This is a genomic window from Geobacter sp. FeAm09 (assembly GCF_008330225.1).
In the GTDB taxonomy this organism is placed as follows: domain Bacteria; phylum Desulfobacterota; class Desulfuromonadia; order Geobacterales; family Pseudopelobacteraceae; genus Oryzomonas.
Genome location: NZ_CP042466.1, coordinates 3,403,431 through 3,417,233 on the forward strand (window position 1 = coordinate 3,403,431; position 13,803 = coordinate 3,417,233).

Consider the following 13,803-nt stretch of genomic DNA (forward strand, 5'->3'; position numbering starts at 1 on the left):
GCCCCGGCCGGGTAGCCGTGACGAGCCGCCGGACCATGCATAGGGAGGGCGGTTAGGGAGCATTCAGAAAAAACATTGAGCGCGATAGCCTCCAGTGGTATAAATTGTAATTTTCCGGAGGCATTGCGTGGTGAAACATGTTGAGGCCGACTCCTACTGGGGCGGCATCGTCAAATCAATGGGGCTGGTGTTCGGCGACATCGGTACCAGCCCCATCTATACCCTGACCGTCATCATCGCCCTGACCCAGCCGACCCGGGAGAACGTCTTCGGCATCCTCTCCCTGATCGTCTGGACCCTGATGATTCTGGTCAACATCGAGTACGCCCTCCTGGCCATGAGCCTCTCCCGCAAGGGCGAGGGTGGGACCATCGTGCTGCGCGAGATCCTGGTGCGCATGATCAAGCCGGGGCGGCAGATGGTCTTCGTGACCTTTCTCTCCTACCTGGGCGTGGCCCTGCTCCTGGGGGACGGCGTCATCACCCCGGCCATCAGTATCCTTTCGGCCGTGGAAGGCACGCTCCTGATCCCGGCCCTGAGCGGCCTTTCCCAGGGCACCATCATCCTGTGCGCCGCCGTCATCGCCCTGCTCCTGTTCATCTTCCAGTTCAAGGGGACCGACAAGGTGGCCAAGGCCTTCGGGCCGATCATGCTGGTCTGGTTCGCCTCCCTCACCCTTTCCGGCATGATCTCCCTGGCCTCGTTTCCCGGCATCATCGCCGCCATAAGCCCCCACTACGCCATCGAGTTTCTGGCCAAGAACGGCCTGGCCGGCTTCTTCGTCCTGTCGGAGGTCATCCTCTGCGCCACCGGGGGCGAGGCGCTCTACGCCGACATGGGGCACCTGGGGCGCAAACCGGTCAAGCGGGCCTGGCATTACGTCTTCGCCGCCCTGGTGATCAACTACCTGGGGCAAGGGGCCTTCGTGCTCCAGCATCCCCACACCAAGAACACCCTGTTCGGCATGGTCCAGTCCCAAGCCCCCATGCTCTACATCCCCTTCCTGATCCTGACCATCATGGCCACGGTGATCGCCTCCCAGGCCCTGATCAGCGGGGTGTTTTCCATCGTCTACCAGGGGATAACCACCCGCATCCTCCCCCTGCTCAAGGTGGATTACACCTCCCACCACTTGAAGTCGCAGATCTACATCGGCGCCGTCAACTGGCTCCTTTTGGCCCTGGTGATCATGATCATGCTGATCTTCAGGAAGTCCGACAACCTGGCGGCGGCCTACGGCCTGGCGGTGACCGGCACCATGACCATCACCGGCATCATGATGGTCATGATTTTCTCCCGCACCAAGAAGAAGTGGAAGGTGCCGGTGGCCCTGTTCGTGGTCCTGATCGACGCCGCCTTCCTGCTGTCCAATCTCCACAAGCTCCCGGCCGGCGGCTACTGGTCGCTGGTCCTGGCATCCATCCCCCTGGCGGCCATCCTGATCTGGACCAAGGGACAGCGGGCCCTGTACCGCGCCCTGAAGCCGCTGGACCTGGAAACCTACCTGATGAGCTACGAACAGATCTACCGCAAGGGGCACATCGCCGGAACCGGCCTGTTCTTCGTCAAGGAGTACATCACCATCCCCCCGTACCTGGTGCACTGCACCATCCGCAGCAACATCATCTACGAGCGCAACGTGCTCATCTCCATCATCCGCACGGATGAGCCCTATGGCCTGGAGAGCACCCTGACCGCCGGCCTGGGGACCGGCCTGGACGCCTTCGAGGTCATCGCCGGCTACATGGAGATGTTCGATATCGAGCAGTTGCTCAAGGAGAAGGGGATCCAGGAAAAGGTCATCTTCTACGGCATCGAGGACATCGCCACGGCCAACCCGGTCTGGAAGATCTTCTCCGCCATCAAGAAGCTGACTCCCAACTTCGTGCAGTTCAACAAACTTCCCGCAGCCAAGCTGCAGGGGGTCATTACCCGCGTCGAGATGTGAGCGGATGAAAGCCCGGCTTTCGCCGCCCCGCTCCAACGCAGAAAGAACGTCATCCGATCATGATCAACTGGTTACTGCTGCTGGTCGCCCTGGGCATCATCCTCCTGGGGGCGACCGTTTTTACGAACGGCCTGGAGTGGTTCGGCAAGAAGATGAACCTGTCGGACGGCGCCGTGGGGAGCATCTTCGCCGCCATCGGCACGGCCCTGCCCGAAACCCTGGTGCCGATCATCGCCATCCTCTTCGGTTCCAAGGGCTCCGGCCACGAGATCGGCGTAGGGGCCATCATCGGCGCCCCCTTCATGCTGGGCACCCTGGCTTTCTGCATCAGCGGGATCGCGGTCATGGCCAACCGCAAGAAACGGGACGACTACCCGGTCATGCGCATGGACACCAGCGTCATGCGCCGCGACATGGAATATTTCCTCACGCTCTACGCCCTGGCCATCGCCGCCTCGTTTTTGGGCGGGCACCCGGTGATCAAGACCTTCATAGCCCTGGCCCTGTTCCTGGTCTACGGCGGCTACGTGCTCAAGACCCTGCGGGGGGGGAACGGCACCAACCACGAGGTGGAGGAGGCCGACCTGGACCCGTGCTATTTCGCGCCCAGATCCCATGACCCCCACATGAGCATCATCGCGTTCCAGGTGCTCGGCTCCCTGCTCCTGATCGTGTGGGGTTCGTACATCTTCGTGGGAGAGGTCCAGGTCATCTCGGCCCGGATGGGCATCTCGGCGTTCGTGCTGGCCATGATCATCGCCCCGATCGCCACCGAACTGCCCGAGAAATTCAACAGCGTCATCTGGATCAACAAGGGGAAGGACACCCTGGCCATCGGCAACATCACCGGCGCCATGGTCTTTCAGGGGGCGGTCATCACGGCCATCGGCATCCTGATGACCGAATGGCGGTTGGACGCCACGGCCCTGACCACCGTGGGCATCACCTTCGCCTCGGTGGGCGTGGCCTACTGCCAGATCCGCTGGAAACGGCACCTGACGCCCGGAACGCTCTTGGTGGGGGGGATTTTCTACCTGGCGTTCATCGCCTGCATCGTGATGAGGGGCATCTGAAACCGTGACGCCGGAATGCCGCAGCGCCCGGAAGAGCCGGGGGCCGCACGCCGCCATGCTGTAACATCTCACTAATCCGGCCGGTACCCCGGCTGATTGTCGCAAACGCTTCAAACGCAAAGGCAGAGGCCTTCCGGACCAGCGAAGACCTGGAGGCGTCACGGATTCAGGGAGAATCTGATCCCCTGCCGGCTGGTGCGCCGCGCCAACTCGGCGTCGATCAGGTTGAGCACCTCGAACTTGTTCAGCGACCAGAGCGGCGCCACCAGGTGGTCCCGGCCGCCGTCGCCGGTCAGGCGGTGGATCAGGATCGCCGGGTCCAGCAGCTCCAGGAAATCGCACACCAGCCCCCCATAGCCGTCCCGGTCCATGAGCTCCACCTTGCCCCGCCCGTACATCTCCGCCAGGCGGGTCCCCTTCATCACATGCAGCAGGTGCAGTTTGACGCCGTCCACGCCGAGGCGGTTCAACTCCCCCGCCATGGCCAGCATCTCCTCCCGCGATTCGCCGGGCAGCCCCAGGATGACGTGGGCGCAGACCCGTATCCCACGGGCCTTGGCCCGCTGCACGGCAGCCACGGAACAGGCGTGGTCGTGACGGCGGTTGATGAACGCCAGGCTCTTGTCGTGGATGGATTGCAGCCCCAGTTCCAGCCAGAGATAGGTTTCTTCACCAACGTGGGCCAGACAGTCGAGCACCGGGTCCGGCAGGCAGTCGGGGCGGGTGGCGACGATGATGCCGACCACGCCGGGGACCGCGAGTGCCTCGCCGAACAGCGCCCGCAGCTGTTCCACCGGTGCGTAGGTATTGGAATAGGCCTGGAAATAGGCGATGAACTTCTGAGCCCGGTACTTGCGGCGCATGACCTCCTTGCCGTCCTCCACCTGGGCGGCCACGGAGAGTTCGGGGCGGATGCTGTAAGCGCCCGAGCCGGACCCGCCGCAGAAGATGCACCCCCCGGTATCCAGACTCCCGTCCCGGTTGGGACAGGTAAAGCCGGCATCAACGGAGATGCGCTGCACCTTGCAGCCGAAGAGCCGTTTCAATTCGTCGGAAAAGGCATTGTAGCGTTTGGGTTGGGACACTAGTGCTTCTTCTCCACCCGCTCCACCCAGCACTGTTCCACGGCCAGGGACTTGAGGAACTCTCCGGCGAAGAGGAACTTGCCCAGGGGGACCGGCACGCTGATGAAATCCTTGCCGCGCCCTACCGTGAGCGCATAGCCGCTCTTGCCGCCCCGCTCCCATTTTTCCACGGCCAGGGTGGTCACCGTCTCCGCCGCCTGCTCGTGGCCCGGGAACTTGTGGGGGGCGAGCTTCTCCTTGCACGGGGCCGTGGAGGCCGCCACCTGCCCGATCATGAGCGCCAGGCCGAAGGCCTCGTCCGGTTCGCAGATGAAGCGGATCTGGGTCACCTCGTCCGGCGCGGTCCTGGGGGTCAGCTTGAAGAAGCGCAGTTGCACCCTGCCGGTCCGCTCCGTGACCAGCCCCCCCTCCTCGTGGGCCTTGAACGCCTCCCGGATCTCCACCCCGGTAGACTGGGAAAAGATCTCGTAACAGCGGTACCGCTTCAGGTCGTTGGTCTGTGGCATGGCATCCTCCCGTAGGCTATGACAGGGATGTCGCGGGGCACGGCGCCCCTATTCCCCGATGATCTTCACCAGCACCCGCTTCTTGCGCATGCCGTCGAACTCGCCGTAGAAGATCTGCTCCCACGGCCCCAGGTCCAACGCACCCTCGGTCACCGCCACCACCACCTCCCGCCCCATGATGGTCCGCTTGAGGTGGGCGTCGCCGTTGTCCTCGTAACCGTTATGACGGTAGCGGGAGTGCGGCTTTTCCGGCGCCAGCCCCTCCAGCCACTCCTCGAAATCCTGGTGCAGGCCGGACTCGTCGTCGTTGATGAACACGCTGGCGGTGATGTGCATGGCGTTGCACAATAGAAGCCCCTCCCGGATGCCGCTCTCCCGGAGACATTCCTCGACCCGGGGGGTGATGTTGATCAACTCCCGGCGGCTCTTGGTCTCGAACCACAACTCCTTGCGATAACTCTTCATCTCTTCCGCCCTCAGGAATACCGGTTGCGCTTCACTTTATCGTACTGCAGCTTATCGGCCGGCACCGGTTTTTTCTCCTCGGCCGGCCGGCCGATGCCGACGATGCACTCCACCGCGAACTGCTCCGGCAGGCCGAGGAGCTTGCGGATATACTCCTCGGCGGAGCTGTCGGCGTCATGTCTGCGTTTGCGCATCTGAGCCCAGCAACTCCCCAGCCCCAGGGAAAGGGCCGCCATCTGCACCAGGATGGCCGCGATGGAACAATCCTCCACCCACACGTCCGACTGGGCGGTGTCGGCGCAGACCACGATGGCCAGGGGGGCGTTTTTGATGAATTGGGAGCCATGCTCCTTGGCGCGGGAGAGCTGCTCCAGCAGCTCCCGGTCATCCACCACCACGAATTCCCACGGGTTCTTCCCACGGGACGAGGGGGCCCGAAGCAGCGCCTCCACCAGCAGATCCACGGTTTCCGGGACCACCGGTTCCGGGGTAAAGGCGCGGATGCTGCGACGTTTCCTCAACAGTTCCATCATATCGCTCATAGGGTCTCCTTCTGATAGCGTGGTAGCGTTATTCTTGTTTTTACGGGATATTTCAGAAGCGGCGGACCACGAAGCTCCCCTGGCGCAGCCGCCGTTCAAGCCAGATCCCCAGCCACCGCTTCAGGAGCGTGCGGGTGGCGGGGATGAGGAAGAACAGGCCGATGAAGTCGGTGAAGAAACCGGGGGTCAAGAGGAGCATCCCTCCCGTCAGGATGAGGGCACCGTCCAGGATATGGGCCCCCGGCATGCGCCCCGCCACCAGTTCGTCCCGGATGGCGGCGACGACCCGGAACCCCTGGGACCGGGCCAGCCACGCCCCGGCCAGGGAGACGGCCAGCAGGACGGCCACGGTGGGAAGCGCGCCGATGACCCGGCCGATTCGGATCAGCAGCCAGACCTCGATGACCGGCACAATGGTAAATACGAGAAAAAGGCGCAGGAGCATGGGTCACTCCCTGCCCGGCGCGCGGCTGGTGTGCTTTGGTACGGGAGAGATAACGCGGTGGAGTTGTCGCGCGGCGGATATCATGGCGTAGTGAACCACGGGAATGCGCCCGCTGTCAAGAGCGGCACGGAACGATGTTGCAACTTTCCGACGCGGCGTCGAACACCACCTGCGCCGTCCCCTCGCGCAACTGCCCCAGCACCTGTTCGATCTTCTGGTCCAGGGTATAGCTGACCTCCCCCTCCTCCCACTCCCGGGTCACGAACTCACCGATCAGGTTGCGCAGGGTGTCCGGGTTGATCTGTTCATAGGGGACTTCCACCCCCTCTTCATGGTGATCGGTCAGCTTCCCTGTCGTCATATTCCTTGTCCCTCTTCCGGCTCTGCCAGCAGCAGCCGGTTCTTGGGAGTGATATCCCCCGATATGCGCTGGGTGACCACCCGATACCCCTGGGAGCGCAGCCGGGCCACCCGTGTTACGTCCATGGCCAGCGGGCCGTCCAGCCATCCCTCCAGGCCGCCCAGGTCGGCCCCCTTCAGGTCGTGGCAACAGGGCAATACCACCACCCGCGCCCGCGCCGCCACCGCCCGCTCCAGGACCAGATCCGTCAGCCCGCCGCAGGCGTGGGCCGACACCACCACATCGTCGCCGTGCAGCTCCACCTCCTCCAGGTCGGCCTCCACAAAGCGGGTGCGCCCGTGCAGGCGCGGCCAGGCCGCGTTCATGGCCGCCGCCAGGGTTGCGGCGCTCTTGGGTATCCGGCGGTCAACGGCCAGGGCCAGGGGCGAGGTGTCGTCCAGCAACAAGAGGAGTTGGGCCACGAGCCCATGGCCGCAGGCCAGGTCCACGATCCGCCCGCCCCGGAAGCGGCGGCGCACCCGGCGGGCCACCTCCCACGCCTCGTACAGCTCCTTGCGCGGCAGGCAGCCGGCCGCGCACACCGCCCGGCCCACGGCGTCGAACAGGGTGTCGCCGTTGAACTGGGGGAGGAGTTTTTCCGTAAGCCGATTGTGGGAGGAGCGGTCCATGGTATCAGCGGTACACATCGTCGTGACTGCCGATGTCCAACAGGATGATCTCTGTTTCGCTCATCAGCAGGGTCAGGGTGATCCGATAGCTGTAGGTGAGGCGCACGGCGTGGCAACCGGCGAGCTTACCCCCCAAGGGGTGCAGGGCAAGGCCCGGCTGGAACGGATCTTCTTGCAGGTCGGCCAGAACCTGGGCGAAGCGGGGCCGCAGGTCGGGATGTTTTTTGAAAAACCTGCGGGCCTGGCGCAAAAACCGCTCGGACGTGGCAATGGTGTACATTACGCCGGTTCTTCCGGGTCAAGCGCCCGCATCAGTTCGTCGACGCCGGCGAACCGCCTGACCCGTCCGGCCTTCACGTCCTCCAGCGAGGCACGGACCCGCGCCAGATACGCCTCGTTGGCCTCGGCCACCAATTCCTGATAGCGTTCCTCGGAAAGCACCACATACTGCGGCTGGTTATTCCTGATCACGTGGACGTCGCCCTTGACGATCAGGTCGTCCACCGCCGCTATGCCGCGCCGCTTGATCTCCTGGGCTGGTACGGTATTCATGACTCATACCTCTTTAGGTACTGTTTTAGATACCCAAATCATACCATGGGGGGAGCGGGAATTCAATCGGCGTGTGCAACCGAGCGCAAAAGGACTTACACCCGGCTCGCCTCGTTCTTGTGGTAGACCGTGAAGAAGATCACGCTGTTGTCCCCCACCTCGCGGCAGAAGCCGCATTTCTGTTCCAGGGTCTTGGCCTGCTTGCGGCAGATCTCGCACCAGTTGTAGATGAGGCGGTAGTCGTTGCGGCCCACGTACTTCTTGAGGCGGCCGTGGTGGTCGCCGTGCATCCAGCCGTCGGCGTCGCCGGGATTGTCCAGGATGCGGTCGATCACCCCCAGGATGCGGGCATGGCCCGGCGGGTCGTGTTTCTCGATCTTGGCCAGCTTGGCGGCGAAATCCGGGGTGGGGAAATAGGTGAAAGAGGACATGGTTCACTCCTGGCCGGCACGGACCGGCGTGAGGGTCAAACACCAAGGATCGCTATTGAATACGGTATGTCTCCGGTCTTGTCAATAGGGGCGCAACTGGGCGCCGCAGCCGATGTGCCAGTGCAGGTGCTTGGAGGACTGGTAGTCGCCCAGATTGGTGTACACCCGGCAGGCCCCGAAGCGCGCCATGAAGTCGCGGGCGATGGTTTTCGCCGTGCGCATAAGTTCCAGGAGCAGCTCGTTGTCCGCCTCCTCCAGGGTGATGAGGGACTCCACGTGCCGCTTGGGGAGCAGCACCACATGGTTCTCCCACAGGGGGTTGGTGTGGTGAAAGGCAAAGACGTGTTCGTTCTCGAAGTACACCGGCACGTCGATGAGGCCTTTCAGGACCTTGTCGCAGTAGAAGTCGCAGGCGGGTTGGGTCATGGTAGCTCGCTGCCTCTTTTTGCTCACGTTTCAGTTCGTTTTACGGTATAGTAACAGCATGAAAAAGTCACTGCTTGAAACCAACCCCTACCTGAAAAATCCCGAACAGCGCAAACGTTTGCTGCGGCGTTCGCTGGTGTCGTCGTTTGCCGTCGAGGGGATCTACCTGCAAGAAGAGACCGGCGGCGCCGTCAAGGAAGATGCGCCTGTCTTTACTGTCCGCACGCGCTCAACGTCCGCTCGATAATCCCATTTTCGATGTGTCGTAGCGATCTGCCTTTTTCATGAAGCCGCTCCACCCGAAAAAGCCTGTTGCAGGACCACATGGTATTTACCAGAGAGGGTTGGCGTGGGAAAGACAAACCCGAACCCTTACCCCTCCGCCGCCCCCAATGCCCGTTCGATGCGGCGGTCGGGCACCAGCCACATCAGCGCCACGACCACGTAGATGGCGTTGGCGATCCGGGGTTCGTAAAACGACGCCGGGATGGCGGCGGCATACAGGAGGGGCGACACCTTCCCCTTCACGTCCCGGCCCACGGCCTTTTTCAGGATCGAACCGGCCCCCTGGCTGGCGATGATCGTCTGTTGCAGGATAAAGTAGGCAACGGACGCCAGGAGGAGCACCGCTCCGTAAAGCGCCAGGGGAGCGGAGGAGAAATGGTTGGCACCGATCCAGCCGGTGGCAAAGGGAAACAGGGACAGCCAGAAGAGCAGGTGCAGGTTGGCCCAAAGGATGCCGCCGGTTACGCGGCGGACGGTGTGCAGCATGTGGTGGTGGTTGTTCCAGTAGATGCCGATGTACACGAAACTGAGGACATAGCTGAGGAATACCGGCAGGACCGGCAGCAGGTCCGGGAGGTTGGAACCGTGGGGCACCTTCATCTCCAGGACCATGATGGTGATGATGATGGCGATCACGCCGTCGCTAAAGGCTTCCAGCCGGTTTTTTTCCATGGGGCGGCACCGTTGTTTCTGGATGTGTCTCTGCTTCCCCTGTTCGTTCCCGAAGTGCACCGGCATGTCCGGAAGGTGTTTCGGGAGTTTGTCGCAATAGAAGTCACGGGTTGACGAGGGCATGGTGACTCGCTTCGTGATCTTTCAGAGTGTACGGCCATGCCGTTTCAGCGTTTCGATTATTCCTCTCGCCTCTGGCGCTTCCCAGGTTTCGGTAATGCCCGTCCTGCCTCTTCTAGCCGTTTGAACGCCTCATCATCGGCCAGCGCCTCCGTCACGGCCTCGTCATGCAGACGAGCGGCATTGAAGGCATCGTACCGTTCCAAGGCCAGCCGGTCGGCCATATCTTTGGCGACCTTGCCCGCGTCATCCAGAATATCACGTTCGTTAAAACTCAAGAAGGCATCCAACTTCGCCCGCCAATCGCGCATGAATACCTGGCGGTGGCGTTTGGCCTGGTCCTCGGCATAGTCGAGATACATGGCAACGATCCGGTTGAGCTGTTCCAATTCTTCCTGAGTGAGGTAGTTCTTGGCGATGGTCACGTCGCCGCGCCGCACTTTCGTCCCTTTCCATGATGTCAATCCCATGTTGGGCTGTGTGGCATCGGCTCGCTGGGCAATCAGTTCGGCGGCGGTCCTGCCGGAGATGGCAAAGTGCAGCTTATTCTGAACGATGCGGAAAAATTCCAGTGTCTCTTCCGCCTTTGGATCGTAATCCACGGCCAGCTTGTAAATATCTCGAATCTTTTGGTAAAAACGCTTTTCGCTGGAGCGGATATCCCGAATCCGCTCCAGGAGTTCATCGAAGTAGTCAGAACCGAGATTACCGGCCTCTTTCAAGCGCTGGTCATCCATGGTGAAACCCTTGACCAGATATTCGTTCAGTCGCTCCGTGGCCCAGCGCCGGAACTGGGTACCGCGATGGGAGCGGACCCGGTAGCCAACAGCGATAATCATATCAAGACTGTAGAACTTTACCAGATAGCTTTTGCCATCGGCGGCAGCTGTCAAGTATTCCTTGACAACTGCTCCCTCAAACAGTTCTCCCTCGGCAAGTATGTTGCGGATATGCAGGCTAATGTTTTGTTTGGTCGTCTGAAACAGCTCGACCAATTGGGCTTGCGATAGCCAAACGGTTCCATTCTCAAGTCTGACCTGAATGCGACTGTTGCCGTCCTCGGTCTGGTACAGAACAATCTGCGGGCTTTCCGGTTTTGGCTTGGCCATTTTTACTCCTTGGGCGGTCAGATCGACAACTGAGAGGCTTCTTTCACTCCTCCGTAAATACAACCCGTTTCAGCGTCATAGGACGATTGAGTAGAACCTATTATCCCCAAAGCCGATACCGCCTCTTCTGGTTTACACTCGTACCGTTCGCGGACCAGTATTTTGGCCTGTTCTTTCATGAAAAACCATACCTTACCCTCCCGGCACCTACCTGTCAACGCCGCAACTCCCCCGCCGCTCCTCCACCGCAAACCCGCCGCAACTCAGCCCACCCCTCATCCAGAGCCGGCACCTCCAACCTCCCGACAAAGGAAAAGCCCACCAGGCGATTCGGTGGGCTTCTGTAATTTTTTTGTTCTTTGTTCCTTTTGCAAGGACGTATCCGATTCAATCTGCCATCGGATTATGACTACCGGCTATGGCTTCGTTATCCTGTCGGGTGGAGTGTCTTCCATAAATGAGTAAAACCTCCTCGCTACAGTTTGTACCTCTTTTCTACGATTTCACTATACCACCGGACCGGATAATTTACAGTCTGTTAAAAAAAATATCTTCCGGGTATACTCGTCAATTGTGGATAAACTGCCACCACCGGCCCGCCCCAACGGTCTCCTCATCCCTGCCCGCTGTACCAGGCGATTTCTGCAGCCTTCATACCCTTTTTCTCTCATCACCCGGCACCGGCGCTCCCTAGCGGGCCGTATAGATGATGGAATATTTGAAGGTGGCCGGGTCGAGGGAATCGATGATCTTGCCCCCAACCCGGGCAAAGGGGTACATGAGGTAGTTGACCGGCCCGCCCGGCTGGGGCGGGTTGAGGGTCAGATCCCGGCCGGCGGAGAGCTTGACCCGGTAGGGATCGATGCCGCCCCAGAAGTAGGTGCGATACTCCCTGGTCTTGGCGTCATCCAGCTTGAGGTTCTCCACCAGCATGGCCTTGCGCACATCGGCCGGGTCAACCGGCACCCAGCCGTAGCCCGGGAGGTAGAACTCGGCCCAGCAATGCTGCCAGGTGGACACGTCTTCGGTCGCCTTCTTCCCCATGCGGATGCCGAAGGTCTCCCGGGCAGGGACGCCGGCCGCCCGGGCCAGGGCGACGAACACCGAATGGATGTCGGCGCACTTGCCCCCCGGCTGTTTGAGCAGGGCGCACACGTCGCCGGCGCCGCACCCCCGGGTCTTGGGATCGCGGTAGGTGTTCTCGCAGGTCCAGTCGTAGATCGCCCTGGCCTTTTCCAGCACCGTAGTCTTGCCGGCGGTGATGGTCCTGGCCAGTTTGCCCACTTCGCCATCCAGGGGTCCCAGGCTGGTGGCGGCCAGGTACGGGGCGAAGTCGGCCCGGTTCCAGGCTCCCTCAACGGCGGGGAAGTCCCGGCGGATCACCTCGCTGCGCTCGGCCCTGAACGAGAAGGTCAGCTTGCGGCTCGTGGCCCCCTTGTTCCAGCGGGCGTAGAGCATGGGGGTGCTGAAGGCGGCGTCGGCGTACACGGCCGAGGCGGCGAAGTCGCCGCTGACCTTCACGTCGGTGATCGCCTGGTCCCGGTCCGAGACCGGATAGGGGAGCCACAGCTCCGCTTCGCCGGCCGGGTCATAGGCGGACAGGTCCACGGTGGTGGTGATGGTGCCGGAATGTTTCCCGGGGGCCGCCCACGAGGCCGGGACAAGGGCAAGAGCCGCGAGCAGCACCGCTGCCGTGGCCGGAAATCTGCTGGTTTTCATGTACTTCTCCTTTGTGGTGCTCTCAAAAAAACGGCCACACTTATAACGCGACGCCCCGGCCAGGTCAAATTGGTAGTTTCAATCAAATCAACACTGTGCAATTACAAAACCGATACCATACCCGGCCACGACGGACATAACTGCCGGAGGTGCCGTAAGGAGGCCTGCTCCCGGCCTTGCAGAGCGGCAGGTCCGGGGAAATCACTTTCAAGAGGCGCTCAATTGTGTTAATGAGGGAATGACATATCGGGCACCGCGCGGTGCCCGTCCCAGCCCTTACCCTTGCCCCGGCACATTGTGGCGACCCGCCACCGTTGCTCTCCCCCATATTTCAATCGAGGTAATCATGCACCCAGAAGAAACGAGCTTTTCCGCAAACGAGACACTGAAAACCATAAAGGAACGGCGGAGCATCAGGGCCTTTGCCAAGGAGGAAGAGGTCTCCGACGAGCAGGTCCGCACCCTCCTTCAGGCGGCAAACGAGGCCCCCTCCGCCCACAACCAGCAGTCATGGCGTTTTATCGTCCTCAGGGGGCAGAAGAAACACGAGCTTGCCGAACTGGTGTCCGAGGGTGCCTCCCGCTTCTCCCGGCCGGCCCAGGCGCTCCTGCGCATGTCGGCCCGGAGCATCGCCAGCGCGCCGGTCGTGATCGCCGTGGCTAACACCGGGGATCTGATCGATCACGGCACGGAACTCTTCAAGGTGGAGAAGGAGATGGCCTACGACTTCTTCAGAACCATGGAGATCCAGAGTTCCGCGGCAGCGGTCGAGAACATGCTGCTTGCGGCCACGTCCCTGGGGCTGGCCTCGGTCTGGCTCGGCATCATGTTCCTGATGAAGGACGAGGTGCTGTCGTTTTTGGGAGAACCGGAGGGAGAGTTCATGGCGGTGGTTCCCGTGGGCTATGCCTCCCGGGAGGGGGGGAACGGCCCCAAGAAGGAACCGTTCGAGATGAAGGTGAAATACCTGGATTGACCCGCCAGCGACAGGTGCGAGCCGGGAGAGAGAACGGTACGGATTGAAAGTCTGCCGTCCTCTTTCCCCTCCCGGCTCGCACTCCCGCAAAAGCCGCATTTCCGGCCACACCATCGCCAGCCTGATGTGACAGTTCACCCGCCCCCCTGTCGAACCGCCCTGCCCGCATCGGACTCTTTTTATCCCATTGACAAAAGGGTGCACCCCCTGGTCAAAAGGGATCACCTCACCCCACCGTTCCCGCCATGCGTGCTTCGGGGCCGTATACAAAATATCAAGCAATTGCAGCATGTTGTCAAATACAATAGCCATTTCTCCCATTGGGCACACCAATTGCTGTATACGCGTGACCTCAAAGGCGCCGGGCACCCCACCTCTCCTCTGCTGCCCGGACAATTATTCATAGTGAAGGGAGTTAGC

19 protein-coding genes are annotated in these 13,803 nt (G+C 61.6%); 4 read left to right on the plus strand and 15 right to left on the minus strand.

What is annotated here, in order from left to right; translation table 11 throughout:
- Nucleotides 1-178: 178 nt before the first annotated feature.
- Nucleotides 179-1,948 (plus strand): KUP/HAK/KT family potassium transporter, encoded by a 1,770-nt coding sequence (locus tag FO488_RS16110; RefSeq protein ID WP_149212225.1) that lies wholly within the window; start codon nucleotides 179-181, stop codon nucleotides 1,946-1,948.
- A gap of 59 nt (nucleotides 1,949-2,007) precedes the next feature.
- The gene (locus tag FO488_RS16115) at nucleotides 2,008-3,021 is read left to right on the plus strand and encodes a sodium:calcium antiporter (RefSeq protein WP_149211494.1); all 1,014 of its coding nucleotides are present in this window, start codon (nucleotides 2,008-2,010) and stop codon (nucleotides 3,019-3,021) included.
- Between the two features lie 158 nt (nucleotides 3,022-3,179).
- On the opposite strand, the gene FO488_RS16120 is transcribed toward FO488_RS16115, so the two are convergent.
- From FO488_RS16120 to FO488_RS16165, 11 genes are all read right to left on the minus strand, one after another.
- Nucleotides 3,180-4,106, minus strand: a complete 927-nt coding sequence (locus tag FO488_RS16120; RefSeq protein ID WP_240731999.1) for a TIGR01212 family radical SAM protein — start codon at nucleotides 4,104-4,106, stop codon at nucleotides 3,180-3,182.
- Nucleotides 4,106-4,612, minus strand: coding sequence for a hypothetical protein (locus FO488_RS20205; RefSeq protein WP_240732001.1), 507 nt, complete (start codon nucleotides 4,610-4,612; stop codon nucleotides 4,106-4,108). The genes FO488_RS16120 and FO488_RS20205 overlap by 1 nt, the downstream gene beginning before the upstream one ends.
- A 48-nt stretch (nucleotides 4,613-4,660) precedes the next feature.
- Nucleotides 4,661-5,077 (minus strand): secondary thiamine-phosphate synthase enzyme YjbQ, encoded by a 417-nt coding sequence (locus tag FO488_RS16125; RefSeq protein WP_149211496.1) that lies wholly within the window; start codon nucleotides 5,075-5,077, stop codon nucleotides 4,661-4,663.
- Between the two features lie 11 nt (nucleotides 5,078-5,088).
- Nucleotides 5,089-5,610 (minus strand): nitroreductase family protein, encoded by a 522-nt coding sequence (locus tag FO488_RS16130; RefSeq protein ID WP_149212226.1) that lies wholly within the window; start codon nucleotides 5,608-5,610, stop codon nucleotides 5,089-5,091.
- A 61-nt stretch (nucleotides 5,611-5,671) separates the two neighbouring features.
- Nucleotides 5,672-6,064, minus strand: coding sequence for an FxsA family protein (locus FO488_RS16135; protein ID WP_149211497.1), 393 nt, complete (start codon nucleotides 6,062-6,064; stop codon nucleotides 5,672-5,674).
- A 115-nt stretch (nucleotides 6,065-6,179) separates the two neighbouring features.
- Nucleotides 6,180-6,425, minus strand: coding sequence for a YheU family protein (locus tag FO488_RS16140; protein ID WP_149211498.1), 246 nt, complete (start codon nucleotides 6,423-6,425; stop codon nucleotides 6,180-6,182).
- A complete protein-coding gene (locus tag FO488_RS16145) occupies nucleotides 6,422-7,093 on the minus strand; it encodes a methyltransferase (RefSeq protein ID WP_149212227.1) in 672 nt (223 codons plus the stop codon). Before FO488_RS16145 ends, FO488_RS16140 begins: the two co-directional genes overlap by 4 nt.
- A gap of 4 nt (nucleotides 7,094-7,097) precedes the next feature.
- Nucleotides 7,098-7,373 carry a plasmid stabilization protein gene (locus FO488_RS16150; protein WP_149211499.1) on the minus strand — a complete coding sequence of 92 codons (276 nt, stop codon included), beginning with the start codon at nucleotides 7,371-7,373 and terminating at the stop codon, nucleotides 7,098-7,100.
- Nucleotides 7,373-7,645, minus strand: coding sequence for a prevent-host-death protein (locus FO488_RS16155; RefSeq protein WP_149211500.1), 273 nt, complete (start codon nucleotides 7,643-7,645; stop codon nucleotides 7,373-7,375). Before FO488_RS16155 ends, FO488_RS16150 begins: the two co-directional genes overlap by 1 nt.
- A gap of 95 nt (nucleotides 7,646-7,740) precedes the next feature.
- Complete coding sequence (locus tag FO488_RS16160) at nucleotides 7,741-8,076, minus strand: type II toxin-antitoxin system RelE/ParE family toxin (protein WP_149211501.1); 336 nt, start codon at nucleotides 8,074-8,076, stop codon at nucleotides 7,741-7,743.
- Between the two features lie 81 nt (nucleotides 8,077-8,157).
- Entirely contained in the window at nucleotides 8,158-8,502 is a 345-nt protein-coding gene (locus FO488_RS16165) for an HIT family protein (protein ID WP_149211502.1), read from the minus strand.
- A gap of 58 nt (nucleotides 8,503-8,560) precedes the next feature.
- Between FO488_RS16165 and FO488_RS16170 the strand changes: the two genes are divergently transcribed.
- A complete protein-coding gene (locus FO488_RS16170) occupies nucleotides 8,561-8,749 on the plus strand; it encodes a hypothetical protein (protein ID WP_149211503.1) in 189 nt (62 codons plus the stop codon).
- 125 nt (nucleotides 8,750-8,874) lie between these two features.
- Here FO488_RS16170 and FO488_RS16175 read toward each other — a convergent pair whose 3' ends face one another.
- The 4 genes from FO488_RS16175 to FO488_RS16185 all read right to left on the minus strand — a co-directional run bounded on the left by FO488_RS16175 (nucleotide 8,875) and on the right by FO488_RS16185 (nucleotide 12,407).
- A complete protein-coding gene (locus FO488_RS16175; protein WP_149212228.1) occupies nucleotides 8,875-9,459 on the minus strand; it encodes a TMEM175 family protein in 585 nt (194 codons plus the stop codon).
- 179 nt (nucleotides 9,460-9,638) lie between these two features.
- Nucleotides 9,639-10,688 (minus strand): virulence RhuM family protein, encoded by a 1,050-nt coding sequence (locus FO488_RS16180; protein ID WP_149211504.1) that lies wholly within the window; start codon nucleotides 10,686-10,688, stop codon nucleotides 9,639-9,641.
- 17 nt (nucleotides 10,689-10,705) lie between these two features.
- Entirely contained in the window at nucleotides 10,706-10,867 is a 162-nt protein-coding gene (locus FO488_RS19515) for a hypothetical protein (protein ID WP_168206072.1), read from the minus strand.
- Nucleotides 10,868-11,378: 511 nt separating this feature from the next.
- Nucleotides 11,379-12,407 carry a transglutaminase-like domain-containing protein gene (locus FO488_RS16185; protein WP_149211505.1) on the minus strand — a complete coding sequence of 343 codons (1,029 nt, stop codon included), beginning with the start codon at nucleotides 12,405-12,407 and terminating at the stop codon, nucleotides 11,379-11,381.
- 346 nt (nucleotides 12,408-12,753) lie between these two features.
- Between FO488_RS16185 and FO488_RS16190 the strand changes: the two genes are divergently transcribed.
- Nucleotides 12,754-13,383 (plus strand): nitroreductase family protein, encoded by a 630-nt coding sequence (locus FO488_RS16190; RefSeq protein WP_149211506.1) that lies wholly within the window; start codon nucleotides 12,754-12,756, stop codon nucleotides 13,381-13,383.
- Nucleotides 13,384-13,803: the final 420 nt, after the last annotated feature.